This window comes from Nocardioides sp. Root240 (assembly GCF_001428825.1).
Lineage (GTDB): Bacteria > Actinomycetota > Actinomycetes > Propionibacteriales > Nocardioidaceae > Nocardioides.
In genome coordinates, this window is record NZ_LMIT01000002.1 from 808,667 (window position 1) to 832,263 (window position 23,597).

At 68.5% G+C, this 23,597-nt stretch carries 19 protein-coding genes and 1 tRNA gene; 14 read left to right on the forward strand and 6 right to left on the reverse strand.

The genetic code is table 11. From position 1 onward, the window contains the following. Positions 1-92: 92 nt before the first annotated feature. Together ASE20_RS06950 and ASE20_RS06955 are read right to left on the reverse strand one after the other, a co-directional pair. On the reverse strand, positions 93-1,016 hold the full coding sequence (locus ASE20_RS06950) for a universal stress protein (protein WP_056893765.1): 924 nt from the start codon (positions 1,014-1,016) through the stop codon (positions 93-95). A gap of 181 nt (positions 1,017-1,197) precedes the next feature. Continuing rightward, positions 1,198-2,775: a GAF domain-containing sensor histidine kinase gene (locus tag ASE20_RS06955; protein WP_056893766.1), complete on the reverse strand. Its 1,578-nt coding sequence runs from the start codon at positions 2,773-2,775 to the stop codon at positions 1,198-1,200. Between the two features lie 125 nt (positions 2,776-2,900). Here ASE20_RS06955 and ASE20_RS06960 point away from each other — a divergent pair, with 125 nt between their 5' ends. Continuing rightward, positions 2,901-3,308 carry a pyridoxamine 5'-phosphate oxidase family protein gene (locus ASE20_RS06960; protein WP_225869196.1) on the forward strand — a complete coding sequence of 136 codons (408 nt, stop codon included), beginning with the start codon at positions 2,901-2,903 and terminating at the stop codon, positions 3,306-3,308. On the opposite strand, the gene ASE20_RS25485 is transcribed toward ASE20_RS06960, so the two are convergent. Continuing rightward, positions 3,283-3,954 (reverse strand): response regulator, encoded by a 672-nt coding sequence (locus ASE20_RS25485; RefSeq protein WP_082612235.1) that lies wholly within the window; start codon positions 3,952-3,954, stop codon positions 3,283-3,285. The genes ASE20_RS06960 and ASE20_RS25485 overlap by 26 nt on opposite strands. 129 nt (positions 3,955-4,083) lie before the next feature. Here ASE20_RS25485 and ASE20_RS25490 point away from each other — a divergent pair, with 129 nt between their 5' ends. From ASE20_RS25490 to ASE20_RS07020, 12 genes are all read left to right on the forward strand, one after another. After that, positions 4,084-5,070: an Acg family FMN-binding oxidoreductase gene (locus tag ASE20_RS25490; protein WP_056893768.1), complete on the forward strand. Its 987-nt coding sequence runs from the start codon at positions 4,084-4,086 to the stop codon at positions 5,068-5,070. A gap of 144 nt (positions 5,071-5,214) precedes the next feature. Then, positions 5,215-6,648, forward strand: a complete 1,434-nt coding sequence (locus ASE20_RS06975) for a cytochrome ubiquinol oxidase subunit I (protein WP_056893769.1) — start codon at positions 5,215-5,217, stop codon at positions 6,646-6,648. Positions 6,649-6,667: 19 nt separating this feature from the next. Then, positions 6,668-7,690, forward strand: coding sequence for a cytochrome d ubiquinol oxidase subunit II (cydB, locus tag ASE20_RS06980; RefSeq protein WP_056893770.1), 1,023 nt, complete (start codon positions 6,668-6,670; stop codon positions 7,688-7,690). After that, positions 7,687-11,064, forward strand: coding sequence for a thiol reductant ABC exporter subunit CydD (cydD, locus tag ASE20_RS06985; protein WP_082612202.1), 3,378 nt, complete (start codon positions 7,687-7,689; stop codon positions 11,062-11,064). Before cydB ends, cydD begins: the two co-directional genes overlap by 4 nt. Beyond that, a complete protein-coding gene (locus ASE20_RS06990) occupies positions 11,039-11,971 on the forward strand; it encodes a universal stress protein (RefSeq protein WP_056893771.1) in 933 nt (310 codons plus the stop codon). The genes cydD and ASE20_RS06990 overlap by 26 nt, the downstream gene beginning before the upstream one ends. Positions 11,972-11,976: 5 nt before the next feature. Continuing rightward, a complete protein-coding gene (locus tag ASE20_RS06995) occupies positions 11,977-12,822 on the forward strand; it encodes a universal stress protein (RefSeq protein ID WP_056893772.1) in 846 nt (281 codons plus the stop codon). After that, the gene (locus ASE20_RS07000) at positions 12,819-13,367 is read left to right on the forward strand and encodes a flavodoxin family protein (protein WP_056893773.1); all 549 of its coding nucleotides are present in this window, start codon (positions 12,819-12,821) and stop codon (positions 13,365-13,367) included. Before ASE20_RS06995 ends, ASE20_RS07000 begins: the two co-directional genes overlap by 4 nt. A gap of 17 nt (positions 13,368-13,384) precedes the next feature. Then, on the forward strand, positions 13,385-13,813 hold the full coding sequence (locus ASE20_RS07005) for a pyridoxamine 5'-phosphate oxidase family protein (RefSeq protein WP_056893774.1): 429 nt from the start codon (positions 13,385-13,387) through the stop codon (positions 13,811-13,813). 286 nt (positions 13,814-14,099) lie between these two features. Continuing rightward, positions 14,100-15,185 (forward strand): tyrosine-type recombinase/integrase, encoded by a 1,086-nt coding sequence (locus tag ASE20_RS07010; RefSeq protein WP_056893775.1) that lies wholly within the window; start codon positions 14,100-14,102, stop codon positions 15,183-15,185. Positions 15,186-16,224: 1,039 nt separating this feature from the next. After that, a complete protein-coding gene (locus ASE20_RS24655; RefSeq protein ID WP_157538621.1) occupies positions 16,225-16,392 on the forward strand; it encodes a hypothetical protein in 168 nt (55 codons plus the stop codon). Between the two features lie 488 nt (positions 16,393-16,880). Continuing rightward, positions 16,881-17,900: a hypothetical protein gene (locus ASE20_RS07015; protein ID WP_056893776.1), complete on the forward strand. Its 1,020-nt coding sequence runs from the start codon at positions 16,881-16,883 to the stop codon at positions 17,898-17,900. A 145-nt stretch (positions 17,901-18,045) separates the two neighbouring features. Then, positions 18,046-18,717: a recombinase family protein gene (locus ASE20_RS07020; RefSeq protein WP_056893898.1), complete on the forward strand. Its 672-nt coding sequence runs from the start codon at positions 18,046-18,048 to the stop codon at positions 18,715-18,717. Positions 18,718-18,912: 195 nt separating this feature from the next. Here ASE20_RS07020 and ASE20_RS07025 read toward each other — a convergent pair whose 3' ends face one another. Further along, positions 18,913-19,149: a helix-turn-helix domain-containing protein gene (locus ASE20_RS07025; protein ID WP_056893777.1), complete on the reverse strand. Its 237-nt coding sequence runs from the start codon at positions 19,147-19,149 to the stop codon at positions 18,913-18,915. A 94-nt stretch (positions 19,150-19,243) separates the two neighbouring features. Here ASE20_RS07025 and ASE20_RS25000 point away from each other — a divergent pair, with 94 nt between their 5' ends. Continuing rightward, the gene (locus tag ASE20_RS25000) at positions 19,244-19,690 is read left to right on the forward strand and encodes a hypothetical protein (protein WP_162261029.1); all 447 of its coding nucleotides are present in this window, start codon (positions 19,244-19,246) and stop codon (positions 19,688-19,690) included. A 418-nt stretch (positions 19,691-20,108) separates the two neighbouring features. Here ASE20_RS25000 and ASE20_RS07035 read toward each other — a convergent pair. Both ASE20_RS07035 and ASE20_RS07040 read right to left on the reverse strand, forming a co-directional pair. Further along, positions 20,109-20,182: transfer RNA gene (locus ASE20_RS07035), tRNA-Pro, on the reverse strand. A gap of 101 nt (positions 20,183-20,283) precedes the next feature. Further along, entirely contained in the window at positions 20,284-23,589 is a 3,306-nt protein-coding gene (locus ASE20_RS07040) for an error-prone DNA polymerase (RefSeq protein ID WP_056893779.1), read from the reverse strand. Positions 23,590-23,597: the final 8 nt, after the last annotated feature.

Here is a 23,597-nt window from a genome sequence, read left to right on the forward strand (position 1 = left end):
CGTCACAAGATCAGCATCGACGGCCGGCGCCGTCACGTCACAGAGTCCAAGGTCCTGATTTCCTCATCAGTCGGGACCAGGTCGGGGCTCCGTCAGCGGAGCAGCGCGCCTTCGCGCTCGAGCTCGAAGGGCGTCATCGCCTCTCCCGTCGCGGGGACCACCAGTACTGGACAGTCCGACGCGTGCAGCGCGGTGCGCAGCACCCCTCCGAGGTGCGGCCCCAAGACAGGAGCAGTGCCGCGCAGCATCAGGACGAGGTCGGCAGCGGAGGTCTCCTCGAGCAGGTCGGCGCGAGGATCCACCGGATGCACCTCGACGCCCACGGGAACGGACGGGTACGCCCGACGCCAGGGCTGGAGCAATCCCGTGATCGCCGCTTCAGCCCGGTCGACGAGCAGGGCCCGTGGCGTCCAGGAGTCCGGAAGGTGGGCGTCGAGTGCATCGTGCGCCGGGTCCCAGGCGTGGACCACGCGCAACGCCGCGCCGGACTGCTCCGCGCGTCGGAATGCCACATCGAGCAGCTCGTTGCTGTGTGCGGGCTCTTTGAGAGCTACCACGATCCGACGCCGCGCGGGACGGTCGGCCCGCCAGTCCTCGGGAACGACGACGACCGGCGAGGCTGCGTGCGCCGCAACGGCTTCGGCGGTCGCGCCGCCGATCAGCCGTTGCAGTCCCGTGCGGCGCTCCCTGCCGATGACCAGGATGCGGGCATCCTCGGCGGTCGCCAGCAGCACCGATGCCGGGGTGCCGTGGCACGTGACGACCTGGACCTCGACGTCCCCTGCCGTCCGCGTCGCCACCGCGCGGAGCTCGGACTCGATGCGCTCACGCTCCGCGTCGAGCTCCTCGACGAGAACGGGCGAGTCCAGGAACGCCGAGGCCGGCAGGGGCATGGCGTGCACGATGCGGAGTGGCACACCGTCACGGCGGGCCTCGGTGACGGCGAAGTGGAGGGCGCCGTGGCTCGCGTCGGTCCCGTCGTGACCGACGACGACCGGTGGTTGCTGGATGGTCATCTCTCCTCCTTCAAGGTGGGTCCAGCCTCGGCGACGTCCCGGACAGGCGGCAGGGGCGCCGCACCCGTGGCTGCGGGGACCTTGGTCCCGCGCACCGCCTTGGCCACGCCGCCGACGGCGACGAGCAGGAGGACGAGCTCGGCGCCGGGAGCGGCTCCGTCCCGAAGAACAGGTCGCCCCGTCAGCGCGGAACGGACCAGACCAGGGCCGTGCCACCTGCGGGCGGCGACTGCACGACCAACGTCCCTCCGCGCTGCTCCGCGCGGACCCTGATGTTGGCCAGGCCGCTCTCGGTCACGGTTGCGGACATGCCCCGTCCGTTGTCCCGCACGGTGAGCACGACCGCGTCGCCGGCCTCCAGCACCACCTCGACGGCGCTCGCGCCGGCATGGCGACTCGCGTTGGAGAGTCCTTCGGCCAGGACCGCGAGCAGGTCCGGGACGACATCGTCGGGAACCAGCGTCCGCACGGGCCCCTCGAAGGTGAGGGAGGGCCGGAACTTCAACGTCGCGGCAGCACGATCGACGAGACTGGTGACCTCCGCCTGGACGTCGCCGGCCGACTCCAGCGAGCTGAGGCCGAAGATCGCCCGGCGGATGTCCTTGATCGTGGCATCGAGATCGTCGACGGCCTGCTCGATGCGGGCGGCGACCTCAGGCTTCTGCACCAGGCGGGTGGCCCCCTGGAGGCCCAGGCCGACGGCGAACAGACGCTGGATGACGAGGTCGTGCAGGTCGCGCCCGATCCGGTCGCGGTCCTCGAAGACCGCGAGCCGGCGGTGCTCCTCGCGGGCCTCGGCCAGCTGGAGGGACAGGGTCGCCTGCTCGGCGTACGTGGCGACGGCCTTGGCGTCGAGCACGTGGAAGCGGTCCTCGTGCTCGAGCGACCACGCCAGCGAGAGCCTTCCGGTCGACTCCGACGACGGCGAGAACGGCACTGCCAGCACCGGCCCCTCGTCCGCGAGACCACCGTCGCCGCAGCGTGCCAGCACCTGGGAGGTCCCGTCCTCCGAGGTGATCTCCACCCACGCCGCGTCGGCCCCGGCGAGCCCACGCGCCTGGGCCACCAGGTCGCCGACCGGGTCGTCCGCGGGGTCGGGGTCGGCCAGGGCCGACCCGAGCGCCGCGGTGGCGAGGGCCCAGGTCTCGCGAGCCGTGGTCTCCTCGTAGAGCCGGGCGTTCTCGATCGCGACGCCGGCCGCAGCGGCGAGCGCCACGACGATCTCCTCGTCCTGCGTCGTGAAGTCGCCTCCCCCGGCCTTCTCCGTCAGGTAGAGGTTGCCGAACACACGGTCGCGGATGCGCACCGGGACGCCGAGGAAGGAGCTCATCGGCGGGTGGTTGTCGGGAAAGCCGTACGACGCCGGGTGCTCCGCGATGTCGCGGAGACGCAGCGGCTCGGGCCTGTCGATGATCAGGCCGAGCAGACCGTGCCCGGTGGGCAGCTCGCCGATCTCGGCCGCGAGCTCTCCCGAGATGCCGTGGTGGATGAAGGTGCGCAGCCTGCGTTGACGGCCCGCGCTGAGCACGCCGAGCGCGGCGTAGCGCGCATCGACGAGGCGACTCGCGATCGCCACGATCCGCGACAGCACTCCGTCCAGGCTCAGGTCGGCCGAGATCGTGACGACGGCGTCGAGGAGCAGCTGCAGGCGCGCCTGCTGGTCCAGCGCACCGTGCATCCGGTCGAGCACCTCGCGGACCAGGTCCTCGAACTCGACCTGCCCCAGCGCCAACGGCTGCCCGGAATCGGCTGCTTCCACGCGACAGACGCTACCGCTCCCGCGGGTACAAGGACCCTTGAACCGCAGGACCCGGGCACCTGCCGGACCGGGCCGGGTGCCGCCACGATGGGAGCGTCCCCCAAGCGGAGGTGGTCCCGATGCCAATGTCCGATGTCCGGCCAGGCCGGTTGCAGGTGTTGTCCGACACCGAGTGTTGGGACCTCCTCCGCACCCACACCGTGGGACGGATCGCGTGGTCCGGAGTCGAGGGTGTCTGCGTCGTGCCCGTGAACTTCGCGGTCGACGACGGGGACGTGGTGCTGCGCACCACGCCGTACTCGCTGATGGCACGCGACTGCGTGAACCGCGAGGTGGGCTTCGAGGTGGACGTCCTCGACCAGGAGGCGCACCTCGGCTGGAGCGTGCTCGTGCGCGGCCGCTGCGAGCGCCAGGAGCGTCCGTCGGTCGGACCGCACCCCTGGGTGACCGGATCGCGGGTGCTCGGGCTGCGCATCACCCCCCGCTCGGTGACCGGCCGCAGGATCGTCAGCTCGGCCGGGGCGGGTTCTTGACGGCGTAGATGGCCGCCTGCGTGCGGCTGGACATGCCGAGCTTGGCCAGCATCGAGGACACGTAGTTCTTGACGGTCTTCTCGGCCAGGTGGAGCTCCCGGGCGATCTGCCGGTTGGTCATGCCCTGACCGATCAGGTCGAGGATCCGACCCTCCTGGTCGGTCAGCGACTCCAGCTCCTTGTTGACCGGCGGGCCCGACCGGATCCGGTCGAGCACCTGCGCGGTGACCGACGGGTCGAGGGTCGACTGCCCTGCTGCCACCCGCCGGACGATGTCGAGCAGGTCGTTGCCCCGCACCTGCTTGAGGACGTACCCGGCCGCGCCGGCCATGATCGCGGAGAAGAGCGCGTCGTCGTCGTCGTAGGACGTCAGGATGAGCGCCTTGATCGACGGATCCTGCGATCGGACGTCCCGGCACACGTCGATGCCGGAACCGTCCGGGAGCCGACCGTCGAGGATCGCGACGTCGGGACGCAGGGCAGGGATCCGACGGGTCGCCTCCGCGGCCGAGTCGGACTCGCCGACGACGACGATGTCGCCCTCACTCTCGAGCAGGTCACGGATGCCGCGACGGATCATCTCGTGGTCGTCGAGCAGGTAGACACGGATCTGCTGGTCGCCCTCCGGGGCAGCTTCCTCACTCACCCGGACCACGGTAGTCCGCGACAGCGACGACGGGACCGCTCTCCTGCGAGTTGGGGACTTTTTGCTCTGCTGCCCCCCTCCATGGGCGTTCAACGTTGGAGGTGGAACCGACGACAGGGGATCGCCATCATGAACCACCAGCTCAGGACGCGCCCGGAACAGGCGCCGGCCGCCGTGGTCGAGCGCCTGGTGGCCCTGGCCTGCCTGGCGCCCAGTGTCCACAACACCCAGCCCTGGCGGTGGCGCTACGACGACGGCATCCTCGAGCTGCACGCCGACCTGCGACGCCGACTGCCCGCCGAGGACCCGCGCGGCCGGAACCTGACGATCAGCTGCGGAGCCGCCCTGCACCACCTGCAGTTCGCGGCGCGTGCCCTCGGCTGGGACACCACCGTCGAGCGGCTCCCCGCGGGGCTGCCCGAGACGGTCCTGGCCCGCGTCGTCATCTCCCGCACGACGCACCACGCCGTCGCGCGCGGCGACATCGACCTGCTGCGGACCCGCTGCACCGACCGACGCAGGTTCACCGCGTGGCCGGTGCCCGCGGACCGCCTCGACGACCTGGGACGCCGCGCGGCTGCCTGGGGCGTGCTCACCGAGGCCGTGACGAGCGACGCCGCCAGGTTCCGGCTCGAGCTGCTCGCCAACCGCGCCATCAGCTTCCTGGAGGTGGAGGGGCGCCGGCTGCTGGAGCAGGACCGCTGGATCGACCGCGGTGGCTCCGACGGGATCCCGTTGGACCTCCTGCCCGAGGACCCCGACCCGTTGCACGCCCGTTCCCGGTTCCGCCCCGGCATCCTCGAGGACACCCGGCTGGTCATCCATGGCGGCGAGCGGGTGATCGCCCTCGGCGGCCCGCACGACGACGTGGCCGGCTGGTTGCGGACCGGCGAGGCCATGAGCGACCTGTGGCTCGAGGCCACGCGGGCCGGCATGTCGGTCATCCCGATGAGCCAGCCCATGGAGGTCGAGAGCATCCGCCACGAGATCGCGCGGACGGTGCTGGCCTCCCGGTTCGAGCCCCACCTGCTCCTGCGCGTCGGCTGGCAGGCGATCGGCCGGCGCGGACTCCCGCGGACGCCGCGTCGTCCGTTGCGCGACGTCCTCGAGCAGTGACGAACCGTGCTGCGTGCTGAGGGGCCGAAGGTCCCTTCGGTCGAGGCAGTCGGACCGTGGAGCAGGCCCCTCCGGGATTCCTAGCGTGGTCCTCACCGGGCGCCCGTCCCTCGCGCCCCTCCCGATCCCTGCCAGGAGCATCCCGTGGACCCGACCGACATCGCCCGGTGGCAGTTCGCCATCACGACCGTCTACCACTTCCTCTTCGTCCCGATCACGATCGGGCTCTCCGCGATCATCGCCGGCTACGAGATCACGTGGCTGCGGACGAGGGACGAGCGCTGGCTGCGGCTGACGAAGTTCTTCGGGAAGCTCTTCCTGATCAACTTCGCGATCGGCGTGGTCACCGGCATCGTGCAGGAGTTCCAGTTCGGCATGAACTGGAGCGACTACTCCCGCTTCGTCGGTGACGTCTTCGGCGCTCCGCTCGCGATCGAGGGCCTCCTCGCGTTCTTCCTCGAGTCGACGTTCCTCGGCCTGTGGATCTTCGGCTGGGACCGCCTCTCGCCGCGGCTGCACGCGGCCTGCATCGTGCTGGTGCACATCGGCACACTCTTCTCGGCGTACTTCATCCTCGCCGCGAACTCCTGGATGCAGCACCCCGTGGGCTACTCCTTCAACCCCGACACCGGCCGCGCGGAGATGAACGACTTCGCGGCGGTCCTGTTCAACAAGGTCCAGCTCGTGACCTTCCCGCACGTGGTGCTGTCGGCCTACATGACGGGCGCCGCCTTCGTCGTCGGGATCGCCCTGTGGCACCTGCGCCGGGCCACCACGGACGCGGACCGCGCACTCCACCGGCCGGCGGTCCGCACCGGTGCGTGGATCGTGCTGGTGGCTGCGCTGGGCGTCATCGTGAGCGGCGACGTGCAGGGCAAGATCATGACCGAGGTCCAGCCGATGAAGATGGCCGCGGCCGAGGGGCTCTACGAGACCGAGCAGCCTGCCGACTTCTCCGTCTTCCAGCTCGGGACGCTCGACGGTGAGCACGAGACCTTCTCGGTCAAGGTGCCGGGCCTGTTGTCCTTCCTCGCGACAGGAACGCCGGGCGGCGAGGTCGAGGGCATCAACGACCTGCGCGAGCAGTACCGCGAGACCTACGGCGCCGACCCCGGCGCAGCGTACTACTCCCCCGGCGACTACACACCGGTGATCCCGCTGACCTACTGGAGCTTCCGGCTGATGATCGGCCTCGGCATGGCCGGCGTCGCTGTCGCGGCATGGGTGCTCTGGGCGACCAGGGGCAGCCGTACGCCGCAGGGACGCCCGGTACTCGCCGCCGCGATCGCGCTGCCCTTCCTGCCGCTCCTGGCGAACTCGTTCGGCTGGATCTTCACCGAGATGGGCCGCCAGCCGTGGGCCGTGTTCGGCCTGATGACGACCGAGCACTCGGTGTCGCCCGGACTGACCACCACCGAGGCCTGGATCTCGCTGATCACCCTGACCGCGGTGTACGGGGTGCTCGCGGTCGTCGAGGTGCGCCTGATGCTCACCTGGATCCGCAGGGGCGTCGAGGAGCTGCCGCCCGACCTGCCCGCTGACACCGGCGAGGACCGCCCCCTCGCCTTCGCCTACTGAGCCCGGAGGAGACAACGCCATGGAGCTCACCACCGTCTGGTTCGTCCTCATCGCCGTCCTCTGGATCGGCTACTTCACCCTCGAGGGCTTCGACTTCGGCGTCGGCCTGCTGCTGCCGGTCCTCGCCCGCGACAACACCGAGCGTCGCGTCATGATCAACACCATCGGACCGGTCTGGGACGGCAACGAGGTCTGGCTGCTGGTCGCCGGCGGCGCCACCTTCGCGGCGTTCCCGGAGTGGTACGCCACGCTGTTCAGCGGGTTCTACCTGCCGCTGCTGATGATCCTCGTCGCCCTGATCGTGCGCGGGCTGGCGTTCGAGTACCGCGCCAAGCGGCCCGATGCGGCTTGGCGGGCGCGCTGGGACCGCGTCATCTTCTTCGGCTCGCTCGTCCCGTCGGTGCTGTGGGGCGTGGCCTTCGCCAACATCCTGCGCGGCGTCCCGATCGACAGCGACCTCGAGTACGCCGGCGGCTTCCTCGACCTGCTCAACCCCTACGCGCTGCTCGGGGGCCTGACCACGCTCGCCCTGTTCGTCACCCACGGCGCCCTCTTCATCGCGCTCAAGACCGACGGCGAGATCCGTCACCGCGCCCGGCGGCTCGCCGTCCCCGCCGTGGCGGTCAGCGCGGTGCTGGCCGTCGCCTTCCTGGGCTGGACCCAGCAGCAGACGGGGACGACCGGCTCTGCCATCGCCTTCGTCCTCGCAGCAGCGGCCCTCGTCAGCGCCGGCGCGGCCGCGCGTGCGGGCCGCGAGGGCTGGGCCTTCCTCGGCACCTTCGTCACCATCGCGCTGGCGGTGGCAGGACTCTTCCTTGCCCTGTTCCCCGACGTCATGCCGAGCACCCTCGCCGACGGCGCGAGCCTGACGACGACCAACGCGGCCGCGACGTCGTACACCTTGCGGATCATGACCGTGACCGCCGTCGTCTTCACGCCGCTGGTCCTCGCCTACCAGGGCTGGACCTACTGGGTGTTCCGCAAGCGGATCTCCACGCACCACATCCCGTCGGCGCCGGTCGAGACCGCAGGCACCCGATGAGGCCGTCCGACCCGCGCCTGCGCGTCTTCCTCGCTCCGGCGCGGGCCGCGCTGGCCGGGGTGGTCTCCGCCGGTGTCATCGGGGGCGTCGTCGTGGTCGCCCAGGCCTGGGTCGTCGCCGGGCTGGTCACGGCCGTGCTCCGCGGCCAGGACGTCACCGGCTGGGCGCTCGCCGTCGTCGCCGTGCTCGCCCTGCGGGCGGCGAGCGGCGCGGTCGGTGACCTGTGCGCCGCGCGTGCCGCGTCGGCCGTCGGCACGGTGCTCCGGCACCGCCTGGTCCGGACCTACGTCGACCGTGCGGGGGCGACCAGTGGGACCGGCGAGGAAGCGGTCCTGGCGACCCGTGGGGTGGCCGCCGCCGAGCCGTACCTGACCCGGTACCTGCCCGCCGTGGTCGTCGCGTCGGTGCTGCCTCCCCTCACGGTGCTCGTGATCGCCACCCAGGACCTGCTCAGCGCCGGGATCGTGGTCGCTACGCTCCCCCTCGTACCGGTCTTCGGCGCCCTGGTCGGTCTCGCGACCCGTGACCGCGCCGAGGAGCAGTGGCGGGCCATGGCCTCGCTCTCCGGCCACTTCCTCGACGTGGTGCGCGGCCTGCCGACCCTGGTGGCGCACCGTCGCGCGCGGGCGCAGTCGGCCCGGATCGCCGAGGTCACCGACCGCTACCGCCGGGCCTCGGTGCGCACCCTGCGCATCGCCTTCGCCTCCTCGGCCGTGCTCGAGCTGGTCGCCACCCTCTCGGTCGCGCTGGTGGCGGTGACCGTCGGTGTCCGGCTGGCAGGCGGCGGCCTGGGCCTGCACACCGCGCTCGTCGTCCTGCTGCTCGCGCCTGAGGCCTACTGGCCGCTGCGACGGGTCGGAGCCGAGTTCCACGCCGCCGCCGAGGGAGCGGCGACCTTCACCGCCGCGCACGACCTGCTCGCGGCCGGTCCCGTCGACGTGACCGAGCGGGCGGCCCCCTCGGGAACGCCGTTGGTGCTCGACCACCTCACCGTGACCTGGCCCGGGCGAGCGACGCCCGCGGTGCGGGACGTCTCGGCCCTGGTCCCCGCCCGCGGTGTCACGGTGCTCACCGGTCCGTCCGGGTGCGGGAAGTCCACCCTGCTCGCGACGATCGCCGGCCTGGTCCCCGCTGCGAGCGGCACGATCGCGTCCGGTGGGCTGCCGGTCGGCGGCCCCGCCTGGCAGGCGCAGGTGGCCTGGCTCCCGCAGCAGCCGCAGTTCGTGGCCGGGACGATCGCTGACAACCTCCGGCTCGCCCGGCCCGCCGCGAGTGACGACCAGCTGTGGGCCGTCCTGCGCGAGGTCGCCCTCGAGGAGCGGGTCCTGGCCCTGCCCCGAGGTCTCGCCGCGCCGCTCGGCGAGGACGGTACGACGCTCTCCGCCGGCGAGCGGGCCCGGCTGGCGCTGGCGCGGGTGGTGCTGTCCGACCGGCCGTGGGTCCTGCTCGACGAGCCCACCGCCCACCTCGACGAGCTGACCGAGCAGGTCATCGCCGACACCATCGTCGCGCTGGCCCGTCGGCGCGGTGTGGTCGTCGTCGCCCACCGGCCACGGCTCGTCGACCTCGCCGAGCACCGCATCGAGCTGCCCGCACCACCTGAAGCGACGCCAGCGGCACCTCGTGGCGCCGCCCCGCGTACCGCGTCCCTGCCCGCCGGCTCCGGACCGGCACCCACGCACCAGCGGGCCGAGCGGCGCGGCCTGGTCGGCGCGACCGTCCTCGGGTCCCTCGCCTCCGCATCCGGGGTCGCACTCACCGCGACGGCCGGCTGGCTGATCGTCCAGGCCTCCAGCCGGCCTGCCGTGCTGACGCTGCTCGTCGCGGTGGTCGGCGTCCGCGCGTTCGGCCTGGCCCGTCCCCTCCTCCGGTACGTCGAGCGACTCTGGTCCCACGACGCCGCCCTCCGCCTGCTCGCCCGGCGCCGGGTCGAGGTGTACGACGCCCTGGTCCCCCTCGTCCCGGCCGGTCTGGGCCGGCGCCGCGGCGACGTGCTCAGCGCGGTGGTGGACGACGTCGACAGCGTCGTCGACCGCCAGCTGCGGGTCCGCATGCCGCTGATCCAGCTCGGGCTCGTCGGCGTCCTCGCCAGCCTCGTCGCCTGGTCCTTCCTGCCGGCGGCCGGAGCCGTCGTCGCGGCCGCCACCTCGACCGGTGGCCTCGCCTTCCTCCTGGCGCGCCACGGTGCCCGCTCCGCGGAGCGCCGGCTGGTCGAGCTGCGCGCAGGTCTGTCGGACACCGTGGTCGAGGCGGTCCAGGTGGGCAGCGAGCTGCGGATGTGGCAGCACGCGCTCGCGACGGCCGACCGCGCCGCAGCGGAGAGCGCGCGGATGGGGACGGTCACCTCGACCGCCACCCGGTGGCTCGCCGCCGCCCGCACCCTGGTCCTCGTCGGCAGCGGGGCGGCCGTGGCCGGCATGGCCGTGCTGACGGCCGGTCCGGTCGCGGACCGGTCCCTGTCGGGGCCGGTCATGGCGCTGCTCGTGCTCCTCCCGCTCGCGCTCGCGGATGTCGCCGCACCCTGCGCGGACGCCGGCGTCCTCGCGGCGCGGACAGCCGCTGCCGCGGCGCGACTGCGCACGCTGGAGCGGACGCCCCCGGCCGTCGCCGACTTCCCGAGCCGGACCACGGCGTACGGCGACCGGATCACCCTGGACGAGGTGACCGCGCGCTGGGTACTGCGTGCCCCCACCACGGCGCCGATCACCCTCGACCTCTCCCCCGGCGACCGCGTGGCCCTGGTGGGCCCCTCCGGGTCGGGGAAGAGCACCGTGGCCGCGGTCCTGATGCGCTTCCTCGACCCGGTCTCCGGGGATGCCCGGTTGGGGGGAGCCCTGCTCGCGCACCTCGCCCCCGACGACGTACGACGCCGGGTCGGCCTGGTGGACGACCACCCGTACGTCTTCGCCACCACCGTGGCCGAGAACGTCCGCCTGGCCCGGCCCGACGCCACCGACGGCGAGGTGGAGGAGGCGGTGCGCCGCGCCCACCTCGGCAGCTGGCTCGACGGCCTTCCCGACGGGCTCGACACGTGGCTCGGCGTCGGTCACGGCGACCTGTCCGGTGGCGAGCGTGCCCGTCTCGGGGTCGCTCGCTCCTTGCTGGCCGCCCACCCCGTGCTGGTGCTGGACGAGCCGACGGCGCACCTCGACCACCCCACCGCCGAGGCCCTCGCCCACGAGGTCCTCGCCGGTGCACGCGACCGCTCGGTGCTCTGGATCACCCACGGGTCAGCCGGCCTCGACCTGGTCGACCGGACCGTCCACCTCGAACCGTGGGCCGAAGGTCCCCCAGCGGACGGGGCATCGGCCCGTACCGTGCCCGGCGGCGCCGGACGAGGCTGGACCCATGATCGCCATCGACACCACGGGTGAGCACCCGATCCCCGCCAACAGCATCGTCGTCGCCGCCGACGGCTCCGACCACGCCGGCCGCGCGGTCCACTGGGCCGCCGAGCAGGCCTTCCTCGAGCGGCGGCCGCTGAGCGTCGTCACGACCGTCCACGCGCCGGACGTGCCGACGTCCGCCTGGATCGGGCCGGGCGCCGTGCACCCGTTCAACCCGCAACAGCTGCTGGAGGGAGCGCGCGCGCTGGCCCAGGAGGCCGCCGACCTCGCCCTGCACCTGCACCCCGGCCTCGACGTCTCCGGCGTCGCGCGCGTCGGCGACCCGCGCCAGGTCCTCGTGGAGATCTCCCGCAACGCCCACCTGGTCGTGATGGGCTCCCGGGGCCGCGGCGTGTTCCGCAGCAAGGTCCTCGGCTCGGTGAGCGCCGCGGTGAGCCGCGACGCCGGATGCCCGGTCGTCGTGTGCCGCCCGCAGGGGGGCGCCGGAGAAGCGCAGCGCGGCATCCTCGTCGGCGCCGACGGCACGCCCGAGTCCCTGCCGGTGATCGAGTTCGCCTTCCACCAGGCCTCGCTCATGGACCTGCCGCTGACCGCCGTCCACGCCGTCTGGGACAGCGTCGGCGCCGTCCACGGGCCCGTGATGGTCTCTCCCCGCGAGAGCGGCCTCGACGAGTACCGCGTCCTGCTCGGGGAGAGCGTCGCCGGGATCTCCTCGAAGTTCCCCGAGGTCCCGGTCGACCTGCGCCTGGCCCGCGGGATGGCCGAGGACTGCCTCAGCGACACCACCAGCCTCTGGAACCTGATCGTCGTCGGCCGGCACCCGGTCGACTCCCTGCTGCGCCTGGTCACCGGGTCCGTCGCCACCACCGTCGTCGAGCGGTCGCAGACGACCGTGGCCGTCGTACCGCAGGCCGACCCGGCTGCCGAGGGCTGAGTGCCATGTCCTCCGTCATCCAGCCGGGCAGCATCGTCGTCGGGGCCGACGGCTCCAAGCACGCTGCTCGCGCGATCACCTGGGCCGCCGAGCAGGCGCACCTCGAGCGCCGCCCGCTCGTGGTCGTCACGGCCGACGGCGCCAGCGCCCACCGCACCCATGCCGAAGCCGTCCAGCTCGCCCGCGGGCTGGCTCCCGACCTCGACGTGATCGGCCTGTCCGCAGCCGGCGATCCCCGCAGCACCCTGGTCGACCTGTCCCGCGACGCGCACCTGATGGTCCTGGGGTCCCGGGGACGCGGCGCCGTCCGCAGCATGCTGCTCGGCTCGGTCAGCGCCACGGTCAGCCGTCTCGCCTCCTGCCCCGTCGTCGTGTGCCGGCCACGGGTCGAGGGGCTGCACGGCAAGGGCGTCCTCGTCGGCGTCGACGGCACCGAGGCATCACTCGCGGTCCTCGACTTCGCCTTCGCGCAGGCGTCCCTGCACGCCCAGCCCCTGACCGCCGTCCACTGCGTGTGGGACGTCGTCGCAGCCGTCGCCGGCCTGCGCAACGTCCGCGTGGAGGACGTCGACCTCGGCCCCGAGGACGAGGCGCACCTCCTCCTGGCCGAGTCGATCGCGGGCTTCGCCGAGAAGTACCCCGACGTCCCGGCCACGCTGCGCGTCACCCACGGCCTCGTCGACGACGTCCTCGGCGGACACACCTCGGCCTGGGACCTGGTCGTCGTCGGACGACACCCCCTGGACACCGTGGAACGTCTGGTGACCGGGTCGATCGCGGCCGCCGTGGTCGAGCGGGCCCACACCACCGTCGCCGTCGTCCCCGAGCCGAACACCCTGCTGCCGTCATGAGCCGCGCCGCGCCCAGCGCCCTCGTCGTCTACGAGTCGCTGTTCGACAACACCGCGCAGGTCGCCCGGGCGATCGTCCGCGGCCTCCACCGCGCCGGATTCGAGGCGCACAGCGTCCCCGTGACGTCGATCGCGTCCACCGGTCCCGTCGACGTGGACCTGCTGCTCCTCGGCGCCCCGACCCACGCGTTCTCCCTGAGCCGGCCGAGCAGCCGCGCCGACGCCGTCCGGCACGGAGCCGCTCCCGAGCGGGCGGGGACAGGTGCCCGCGAGTGGATCCGCACGATCGGCCCCGAGCGCTTCGGGACCAGCCGGGTCGCGGTCTTCGACACGCGTGCGGCCCGGGTGCACCGCCTGCCCATCGCCGCCGGCGTCACCGCGGCCCGCCTCCTGCGTCGGCGCGGCTTCCACCTGCTCCGCAACCCGGTCGCCTTCCTCGTCGAGGGCACCCGCGGTCCGCTGGTGGAGGGAGAGGAGGACCGCGCGGAGCGCTGGGGACGAATGATCGGCGCCGCCTGCCTCGACGAGCTCGACCACGCTGCCTGACGGAAGGAAGAACGACGATGGACACCTACGAGGACCTCCAGCAGGCCGACCTGCACGAGCTCGCCCGACCCGAGTGCCTCCGGCTGCTCGCCCTGGCCCGGGTGGGCCGCATCGTCTACGCCGACGACCGTGGCCCCGTCGCGCTCCCGGTCAACTTCCGGATGGACGGGTCGACGGTGTTGTTCCGCGTCTCGCCGGCCGGTGACCTCCACCGCTGGCTCGACGGGGCGACGGTCGCCTTCGAGGTCGATCGGCTCGACGACTTCCACCAGACCGGCTGGAGCGTCCTGGTCCGCGGCACGTCGGCCTACGTCGACAGCGAGGACCTGCCGTCCCTCCGCTCCGAGCGCCCGCTGCCGTGGGCTCGCGGCCTCCGTCCGGTGACCGTCCGCGTGCAGCCGACCCAGATCACCGGTCGACGCCTCGTCGACGACCGACCCGCCTGACCAGCCTGAAATGGCGAGTGGCTCGCGATCTGCGTCTCCGCAGGTCACGNAACCTGCGACCCCCTGACCCCCAGATGTGCGAACGCATTCTAGGTGCTGCTCTAGGGCAGCATAGAAATGTACAGATACTCAGAGTTTTTGCAGGTCAGACCCCTAATTCGGATATCATGACGAGTTCGGGCAGGTCAGCCGTCATGTCCTGCCGACAGCACTAGCGCCGTCGTCCCGTGTCCACCGTGTGTCCAAAGTGATGGTCCAGAGACCCCTTGACTCCTATGGTGGACACATGGCGACGATTGAGAAGCGTGGAGCGTCCTACAACGTCAGGTACCGCGTGGAGGGCAAGAGCAGGCGCAAGGCGTTCACACGGCATCAGGACGCCCTGACATTCAAGGCTCAGGTGGAGACCGAGCAGGCCACTGGCAGAGGCATCGACCCGGTATCAGCTCGGACCACCTTTAAGGCGTTCTACCCGCTGCACGTCAAGAGCCGCGTGAACGTCAAGCAGGTCACCTTGACGACCTCCAAGACGCTCTACGACAACCACGTCAACCGTTGGGATGACTGGCCGCTGGAGCGAATCACACAGGCAGCAGTACAGGACTGGATTGCTTCCATGGTGCTAGAGGCCAGGGTGAGCGCATCAACCATCAGGGCTTGCTACAAGGAGTTCTCAGCAGCCATGAAAACGGCTGTGGCGGGCCGGTACATCAGAGAGACGCCATGCGTGGGCATCAATCTGCCCACCGTGGACCGTGACCCCATGGTGGTTCTCGACCATGCCGAGATTCACCAGTTGGCAGAGGCAATCAATCCGAGGTTCAAGGCTCTGGTCCTGTTCTTGGCCTACTCGGGGTTCCGCATCGGTGAAGCCTCCGCACTGAGGTGGAGTGACGTGGACTTGCTCAAGGGCACCGCGACGGTTCACAACACCGTCACCGAGGTTGTCGGCAAGGGACTGGTCCTAGAGCGTCCGAAGACTCGCGCAGCCCATCGGACGGTGCCACTCCCCCAGCACGTCACCGAGGCTCTGAAGGAGCACCAGAGCCGGTTTGGCGGGCAATGGGTTTTCACCACCTCCAACGGGACGCAAGTCAATCCACGGACGTTCAACAGGCGTGCCTTTGCAACGGCTCTGACCAAGGCCAAGTTGTCTTGCAGGGTGCACGACCTCCGACACACGGCAATCAGCCTGTGGATTCGTCAGGGCGTAGACCTGCCACGAATTAAGGCATGGGCGGGGCACACCGATGCAGCATTCACACTCAACACCTACGCCAAGTTCTTCCCAACAGATGACACGGGAATCATGGACATGTTGAACAAGAACATTGCTAACGCACTTGAACAATCCAAGAACCAGGAAAACTAGACGTGAAGGATTGCAATAATCTAGACAGAATTCGGCATAATCTTTACAGTTTCTAGTCTAGAGTTCTCAAAGGTAATAATCTGATGAGAAATACTGGTCGTAATCCTTAGAAATTAGACAGCGGTATAATAGAAGCGAGCGAGATTGAACGAATGAGAAACGGTCAATAATGCTGGATTCAATCCGCACCGCTCTTCCCTGGATGTTTTTTCCACTTGGCGTCCGGGGAACCAAACCGTGATATAATATAAGCGGAAGCCAGAACAAACGTAGCGCGTTCCTCCTTGGCTTCCACGGTCCCAATGAGTTACTGACGTACAACTCATTGGGACCAATAAAAAATTGGTGTGAATGTTTATCGCACACGGAAAGTGTGATATACTTAGATTGAGCGGGATTCCCCGTCGTGCTCGGAGACTTTCGATAGACGTATCGAATAGAAGGACCGTGTTTACCAAGATTGGCGACCGACAGCCCGTAAGCGTAGGGGAATCCGCTTACGGGCTTCTTTCATATTCTGAGGTCGCCCAAGCCTGACAGTGTTGACCAGCACGCTGGACCCAACACATTGCAAGGGGCAAGCCTAAGTCCTCTTGCGACTACATCAGGGAATGGCCTTGTTCGGCTAGTAGCGGATTCTCTGACTGTCACCGTGGGAATGGAACAAGACACGGCACCGGGGTAACAACCGATACATCTAGAACAGGAACACTGACCGCATGGCTTGACGGGGGTTCTAGAGAATGAAGTCAGGTGCCCATCAACAATAACGTTGAGGGTCTGTCCCGTTCACACCCATATTCCAACAATTTGTAAAGATTAAGAAGTTTCATGGGAGGACCCAAACCCCAAGCCTGCGGCGCAAGCGCCTACGGCCAAAGATTGATTCTCTTCTCTAACATTAGAAGAGGGATTCAAGGCATGATGACTGAGGCGCTAGCCGAATGTCATCCCGGCGCAGCCGGTACGAAGATGAAGAACATGGGCACAATCTGCCTAAACCGCTCATGAGCGGTATCAAATAATGGAGTTGAACAATATGAACGAAGAGAAGATTGATGAGCTGATTGCAGCAATCAAGGTGACAAATGCACTGCTGCTTGCACAGGCAATGGGCCTAGATATTACGGAACCGATGGACGCCGCGAAGGTAATGAGATACCTGCCGGGCGTCGTGAATCAGGTAGGCCGTGGTACTCGTGAGTGAGTTTACAAAGGTTGTGAGCAGCACGGGCCTGGACTTCGAACCTCACGCTGGCAATCAAACGGTATGCCCGAGAATCTTGCTCGGGCACTCGTGCATCAACAATGATGGGTACGACTGTCTATGCCAGCAGGTCGAGTGCACCGAGACTTACGGAACAAAGAATGACAGGAATGAGGTATCCATCCTCACGGTTCAGTTGAATCTCATTCCTCACGTTGGCAATCCTCAAAGTGTCATGGCAGGCGTAGACCTAATGGGATACCGAGCACACTTCCAAGCATCCAAGGATGCCGTCGTGGCAACATTTAATTTGAAGAAGGCCGAGAATCTAGGTCTAAACGAGTTCGTCAACGAGGTGGGCATCTAGGGTGCATGGCGAGTCCGTCACGGGCGAGCCTCGTGACGGGCTCGCAATCGTCACAAGGCAGGTGGCTCGTAGACGTAGTATCGCCCCGAGACTGGACATCAACCCCATAAGGACGTAGGTCATGATTCTTCGCGAGTTCCTGTACGTGGACGTGGACAAGGTCCGGGGACTGCTGGCGCAGTTGGACGACGGCATCGTCGAAGAGTCGACCGAGCAGACACATCACGAGAAGACTACGGGCGGTGGCTTCAAGGGTCTTGCAGAACATTCGCAACGTTGGGGTACGGATGCGACCTCTCAGAAATCGATGGGTGACGCTCTGTTCCCCACCCTCGAGCAATCGTTGGAATCTCTTGGCCTGCTGACTGATATTTCTGATGATGCGGCTAATAGTGACCTCTGGGGCGAGCAAATGCGGGACCGCTACCCACCCGGGACTCTCATCCGAATCACGGCTCCAGCGGCGCTCTTCGATGCTCGATACGTCACGTCCATCTTGACTGGTTTCGCCACGACCTGGCAGGGCCTCGTAGACCTTGGCGTCATGGAAAAGGCGGCACCGCCGCCCCTACGAAAGGGCCAGCAAGGCGGTCAACGTTCAACCAAGCGTCCAGAACTCATTCCAATAGCGGACCGAGAACTGGAAGACAATGTTCCACCTGTCACAATCACGTACGGCGGCTCAGTGATTGAGCGGGAGTACATGCAGGGAATCGTGCGCGTTTCCCGAGGTATGTTTTCCACGGGCTTGCATCTCAACATGCTGCCGTCAGGCTCAACGGACGCCATTGTTACCGCTCGACTTCAGGAGGGCCAGCGTTTCCTGGACGGTGACACAGAAGTACTGTTCGCTCGCTACGGTGTGTCGGCACAGGACTGGACCATGGTCGGGACCATCGGTCACTACGGGCACGAGCCGTTGTCAGACGATGACGCCCCGTCGTTGGTTAACGATGATGGTTCGGTGAACCGCGCTGGCTTTACAGGCTTCATCAATAATTTCCTGCACACGGTCGGCGGCACTGGCTTGGCCGACCTTCCTCAAGAACCCGGATTCTCGGTCGTCCCTCTCGCGGTGTATCGACTCGTGGGTGACGCGTCGAAGACGCTCGCGGTGTTGGACGGCGCGGAATCCCCGTGAAACTGCAATCGCTTTCGTAAACGCTGGGCCACACCCAACCCCGCTCTAGAGCATGAGTGCCAAAGTGGAGCAGGCAAACCGACCCCAAGATGAAAGATTCTTGGGGTCGGTTACATAAAAGGTTCGGATTGTGTACGCTCAGAACGTGGCAAAGCGGAACCAATCAACGGCAGTCATTGGGTATCTCAGGGTCTCGACTGAGGAACAAGCCATGAGCGGGCTCGGACTCGCAGACCAGAAGGCAGTCATTGACGCTGAGGCAATGCGTCGGGGTTGGGATTCCATCGAGTACGTGACTGACGATGGATTCAGCGCCAAGAGTCTCGTCCGTCCTGGCATCGGTCAGGCTCTTGAATCTCTCCGTGCTGGGGATGCTGGGATTCTCGTTGTGAGCAAGTTGGACAGGCTCAGCCGCTCGCTCTTGGACTTTGCCTCCCTCATGGCGACGGCAGAGCGCGAGGGTTGGCAACTCGTGGTGCTGGACATGGCGATTGACACCACAACGCCTAGCGGGGCTCTCATGGCGAATGTCATGGCTTCGTTTGCCGAGTACGAGCGGCGCATCATCGGCGCTAGAACGAGCGCGGCATTGCAGCAGTTGAAGGCGCAAGGCAAGCGGCTCGGAAGGCCGCGTGTGATGCCTCAGGAGGTCACAGAGCGCATTGTGAGCGAGCGGCAGGAGGGCCGAACGTTGGCAGCCATTGCGGCAAACCTGAATGCCGATGGAGTGCCTACGGCTCGGGGCGGTAGCAAGTGGTACCCATCGACCGTCAAAGCGGTGATTGTGTCGGCTGAACTCGACGCATCAGCAGCCTGAGGCACGGGGCGCACTATCCGAACCGGTAGTGCGGTTTTTGTTGCGGTTCAAGCATGCCGTCGCAGTTTATACATTTTAAAATCTCAGGAAGTTTCTGAGACCCAAAGTGGGTTTCCACTATTGAATAATCAATGGTCGTGTGGTGGCTCGCGTGCCAACAGGACAGACACTACGGCGGGGGTCCGACACAAACCCTCAGTCCGCTTGGAGACCACGCAGCAGGTCGCCAGCGTCAACCTGAAGGGCATCCGCCAACCGCAAGATGTTGCGGAGTGTCAGGTTCGCCTGCCCGCGCTCGATGCGCCCGATGAATGACCAGTGCAGTGCGGTGCCCTCGGCCAGACGCTCTTGAGAGAGCCCGAGTTCATGCCTGCGCTCACGGACTCGTTCGCCAAGGGTGAGCGCGGCCTGCGGAACGGGGGTCTTGGGCACTTGCCAACCCCATCCGGCTGAGCGGCATACGGCCAGAGACCAGATGTTTGAGTGTTCTGTGCCTGTGACGTATACGTCTCTATAGGGTCGTGGCATGACGTCCGAAAGCAACGAGACGAGCACTGGCGCACCCGAAGAGATGAGGCCGTGTCCGTTCTGTGCGGAGCCCATCAGGGTCGCCGCCGTGAAGTGCCGCTATGGCCAATCTCCTGTTGCCTCGCTCGCGGGCACAGGGGGAGCCGGGAGAACTGACGATGCTCAAAATGTGCGCAAGCATCGGACATGGCGCGACGACCTCGACAGAGTTCTCCTGCTGCTCGGATGCCTTGCGCTAGCGGTGCTGGTGGTCTTCGTCGTCATCGCCGTGGTGTCGTCAATCGGGGGCAAGGATGCTGGGGACACATGCACCGAACTTGAGGCTTGGTACGAAGAGAACCCTGGCGACAGCAACGTCTCCATTGCCAAGGACTACTACCGGCTATGCGACGACCTCCCGCCGCCCGTCATCAACGGCGAGTTGTCGATGGATGACGTGTCCTGATGGCCGGGAATGACGTCGGCAACGGGCTCATGTCCTGCGGCGGCATGCTGATACTGCTTCCCGTCTTGCTTGTCGCGCTCGCCTGCTTCTTTGGTCTCGTCGTGGGGTTGATTCAGGCAGTGTTCTGAGCGCGCCCGCTTTCAGCGGAGGAGACCCCCGGCAGAGTTGTGCCGGGGGTCTCTGCCGTTCAGCGTAGAGCCCGTGAGCGCCTGTCAGGCCACGAGTGGCACCCGTGCCCGTCGAGACCCTGCCAGTGCCTCTGAGAGCCGCTGAGCGTGTCCAAGGCTGCCTGAGTTGGCGATAACCCCTGAACCTGCCGTGTGTCCTGTGTCCAAAGTGTGTCCATTTAGGGCGCAGGAACGGCAAGAGCCACTTTGAGAATGACTCTCAAAGTGGCTCTGACCTGCGTAAACATCGGTCGGGCTGACAGGATTTGAACCTGCGACCCCCTGACCCCCAGTCAGGTGCGCTACCAAGCTGCGCTACAGCCCGAACACTCCGCCCGGGATCGCCAGTCGGAGCGGTCGGAACCTTACCGCAGCAGTGCCGTTGCCCCCGAATCGCCCTCTCCGCGCGTCGTGTCGCGACCGGACTCACCGGAAGTCGCGCGAGGACTGGCGGGCCTGGAGCGCGGCGCCGGTGCCCGGGAGGACCGTGTCGAGGGACTCGATCCGGTCGGCCACCAGGTTGGTCACCCCGTCCTCGCGCTCGAGGAGGCCGCGGATCACGACGGCGACCTTGTTGCGCGCGGCCTGGCGGTGGGCCTTCATCACGCCCGGCGAGCAGACGACGTTGAGCATGCCGGTCTCGTCCTCGAGGTTGAGGAAGGTGATGCCGCTGGCGGTGCCGGGGCGCTGGCGGTGAGTGATCAGGCCGGCGACGTGGACCCGGCGGCCGGCCTCGGCGGTGCTCAGGTCGCCCACCGCCCGGATGCCGGCGGCGGCCAGCTGGTCGCGGAAGTGCTCGACCGGGTGGACGTCGGTGGAGATCCGGGTGGCCCACAGGTCGGCGAGGGTGACCTCCATCGGACTCATGCCGGGCAGCACGGGCGGGGCCGGGGCGGGGGTGCTGCCGGGGAGCTGGCCGTCGTGCTCGGCGTACCCGGCCATCCAGATCGCCTGCCGCCGGTCCAGCCCGAGCGAGTCGAAGGCGCCCGCCGTGGCCAGCGACTCCAGCTGGGTGGAGGTGAGCCCGACGCGGCGGGAGAGGTCCGGGAGGTCGGGGTACGGCGCCACGGCGCGCTCCGCCACGATCCGCTCGGCCACGTCCTTGCCGATGCCCTTGACCGCGTCGAGGCCCAGGCGCACGGCCAGCGCGTCGTCGTACCGGTGCCGGTCCCTGCCGTACGGCGGACACGGCTCGAGCCCCGCCTGCACCCCCGAGCGCGCGAGGTCCGGCGGGAGCACCGTCACGCCGTGGCGGCGGGCGTCAGCGACCAGCGACTGCGGGGAGTAGAAGCCCATCGGCTGGTTGCGGAGCAGGCCGGCGAGGAAGGCGGCCGGGTAGCGCAGCTTGAACCACGAGGAGGCGTAGACCAGCAGCGCGAAGCTGAGCGCGTGCGACTCGGCGAAGCCGAAGCCGGCGAAGGAGAGGATCTTGACGTAGATCGCGTCCGCCCGGTCACCGGTGATCCCCTTCTCCTCCATGCCCTCGTAGAGCTTGTCCTTGACCTTCTCGATCCGCTCGATCCCGCGCTTGGAGCCCATCGCCCGGCGCAGCAGGTCGGCGTCGTCGTGGCTGCAGTCGCCGAGCGCGACGGCCATCTGCATCAGCTGTTCCTGGAAGAGCGGGACGCCGAGGGTGCGGCCCAGGATCGGGACGAGGGACGGGTGGTCGTAGGTCACCGCCTCACGGCCGGTGGCACGGCGGATGTAGGGGTGGACCGCACCGCCCTGGATCGGGCCGGGACGGATCAGTGCGATCTCGATGGCGAGGTCGTAGAAGGAGCGCGGCTTGAGCCGCGGGAGGGTGCCGATCTGGGCTCTCGACTCGACCTGGAAGACACCGATGGAGTCCGCGCGGCAGAGCATGTCGTAGACCTCTGGCTCCTCCTTCGGGATGCTCTCGAGGGTCCAGCGCCTGCCGGTGTGCTCGTCGATCAGCTGCATCATGTGGTCGAGCGCGCCAAGCATGCCGAGGCCGAGCAGGTCGAACTTCACCAACCCCATCGACTCGCAGCCGTCCTTGTCCCACTGCAGGACCGTGCGGTTGTCCATCCGCGCCTTCTCGATCGGGCAGACCTCCCCGATCGGGCGCTCGGTGAGCACCATCCCGCCGGAGTGGATGCCGAGGTGGCGGGGCGCGCCCATCAGCTCCTCGGCGAGCGCGACCACCTGCGGCGGGATGCCCTGGTCGGCCTCCACCGCGCTCCCCCAGCCGTCGATGGACTTCGACCACGCGTCCTGCTGACCGGGCGAGAACCCGAGCGCCTTGGCCGCGTCGCGCACCGCCATCCGCGGGCGGTAGCTGACCACGTTGCAGACCTGGGCCGCGTTGCGCCGGCCGTAGGTGTCGTAGACCCACTGGATGACCTCCTCGCGGCGGTCGGAGTCGAAGTCGACGTCGATGTCCGGCTCCTCCTCGCGGTGCTGGGAGATGAACCGCTCGAAGGGCAGGTTGAAGTAGACCGAGTCGATCGCGGTGATGCCGAGGGCGTAGCAGACCGCCGAGCTCGCCGCCGATCCCCGGCCCTGGCAGAGGATTCCCCGGTCCCGGGCGAAGGCGACGATGTCGTGGACGATGACGAAGTAGCCGGCGAAGTCCTTCTCCAGGATCACCCTCATCTCGTTCTCGATCCGCTCGCGCGCCTTCGCCGCGTGGGCCTCGTGGGCGTAGCGCTTCGCAAAACCCCGCTCCACCAGGTCGCGCAGGTGCTCGCCGGGCGTCAGGCCCTCGGGGATCCCCTGCTTCGGGAGCTGCGGCGAGGCCTTGCGCAGGTCGAAGGCCAGCTCGTCCGCGAGGACGGCGGAGCGTCCCACCACCTCCGGCCGGCGACCGAAGAGCCGGAGCATCTCCTCCCCGCTGCGCAGGTGCGCACCACCGGACAGGTCGAGCCAGCCCTCCAGCTCAGCGATGCTGCGCCGCGCCCGGATCGCGGCCATCGCCGCCGCCAGCCGCCGCCCCTCCGGGGTCGCGTGGTGGACGTTGCCCGTCGCCACCACCGGGAGCCGGCGGTCGTCGGCGACGCGGGCGAGCAGCTCGTTGGTCTCGTCGGCACCCGGCTGGCTGCTCGCGATCACCTCCACGACCACGTTCTCGCGCCCGAACCGGTCCACCAGCAGGTCGACCTGCTCCCCCGCCGCCCGCGGGCCGTGGGCGGCCAGCGCCTGCCGCACCGCGCCCTTGCGGCAGCCGGTGAGCACCAGCCAGTGCCCGCGACCGCGCTCGGCGAGCTCGTCGAGGTCGTGGGCCGGACTGCCCTTCTCGGGCGCGCGGAGCCCCGCCTCGGTGATCGCCCCCGAGAGCCGGTGGTAGCCCTCGACCCCACGCGCCAGGACCAGCAGGTGGCTGCCCTCGGGGTCGGGGACGCCGTTCTGGGTGCGGGTCAGGTCGAGGGAGAGCTCGGCGCCGTACACGGTGGGGAGGTCGTAGTCTCGACCCGCCTCGGCGAACAGCGGCGCCCCCGCGAACCCGTCGTGGTCGGTCAGCGCGAGCCCGGTCAGGCCGAGCCGGGTGGCCTCCTTGACCAGCTCGCCCGGACTGCTCGCACCGTCGAGGAAGCTGAAGTGGGTGTGGCAGTGCAGCTCGGCGTACGGCGGCGCGCCGTCGGGACGGACGACCTGCTCGGGCTCCGCGCGCGGCCGCTTGCGACGCGAGACCGGCGCCTCCATGTCGGGCGCGCGGCCCGAGAGGCGTCGCTCCAGCTCCCGCCACGGGACGGGCGGGTTGTTCCATCCCATCCCGGAAT

What these genes read in the sequence shown, in the direction of transcription:
- ASE20_RS06950 (WP_056893765.1), bottom strand. Translation starts at nt 1,016, where the DNA reads ATGACCATCCAGCAACCACCGGTCGTCGTCGGTCACGACGGGACCGAC.
- ASE20_RS06960 (WP_225869196.1), top strand. Translation starts at nt 2,901, where the DNA reads ATGTCCGATGTCCGGCCAGGCCGGTTGCAGGTGTTGTCCGACACCGAG.
- ASE20_RS25490 (WP_056893768.1), top strand. Translation starts at nt 4,084, where the DNA reads ATGAACCACCAGCTCAGGACGCGCCCGGAACAGGCGCCGGCCGCCGTG.
- cydB (WP_056893770.1), top strand. Translation starts at nt 6,668, where the DNA reads ATGGAGCTCACCACCGTCTGGTTCGTCCTCATCGCCGTCCTCTGGATC.
- cydD (WP_082612202.1), top strand. Translation starts at nt 7,687, where the DNA reads ATGAGGCCGTCCGACCCGCGCCTGCGCGTCTTCCTCGCTCCGGCGCGG.
- ASE20_RS06990 (WP_056893771.1), top strand. Translation starts at nt 11,039, where the DNA reads ATGATCGCCATCGACACCACGGGTGAGCACCCGATCCCCGCCAACAGC.
- ASE20_RS06995 (WP_056893772.1), top strand. Translation starts at nt 11,977, where the DNA reads ATGTCCTCCGTCATCCAGCCGGGCAGCATCGTCGTCGGGGCCGACGGC.
- ASE20_RS07000 (WP_056893773.1), top strand. Translation starts at nt 12,819, where the DNA reads ATGAGCCGCGCCGCGCCCAGCGCCCTCGTCGTCTACGAGTCGCTGTTC.
- ASE20_RS07005 (WP_056893774.1), top strand. Translation starts at nt 13,385, where the DNA reads ATGGACACCTACGAGGACCTCCAGCAGGCCGACCTGCACGAGCTCGCC.
- ASE20_RS07010 (WP_056893775.1), top strand. Translation starts at nt 14,100, where the DNA reads ATGGCGACGATTGAGAAGCGTGGAGCGTCCTACAACGTCAGGTACCGC.
- ASE20_RS24655 (WP_157538621.1), top strand. Translation starts at nt 16,225, where the DNA reads ATGAACGAAGAGAAGATTGATGAGCTGATTGCAGCAATCAAGGTGACA.
- ASE20_RS07015 (WP_056893776.1), top strand. Translation starts at nt 16,881, where the DNA reads ATGATTCTTCGCGAGTTCCTGTACGTGGACGTGGACAAGGTCCGGGGA.
- ASE20_RS25000 (WP_162261029.1), top strand. Translation starts at nt 19,244, where the DNA reads ATGACGTCCGAAAGCAACGAGACGAGCACTGGCGCACCCGAAGAGATG.
- ASE20_RS07040 (WP_056893779.1), bottom strand. Translation starts at nt 23,589, where the DNA reads ATGGGATGGAACAACCCGCCCGTCCCGTGGCGGGAGCTGGAGCGACGC.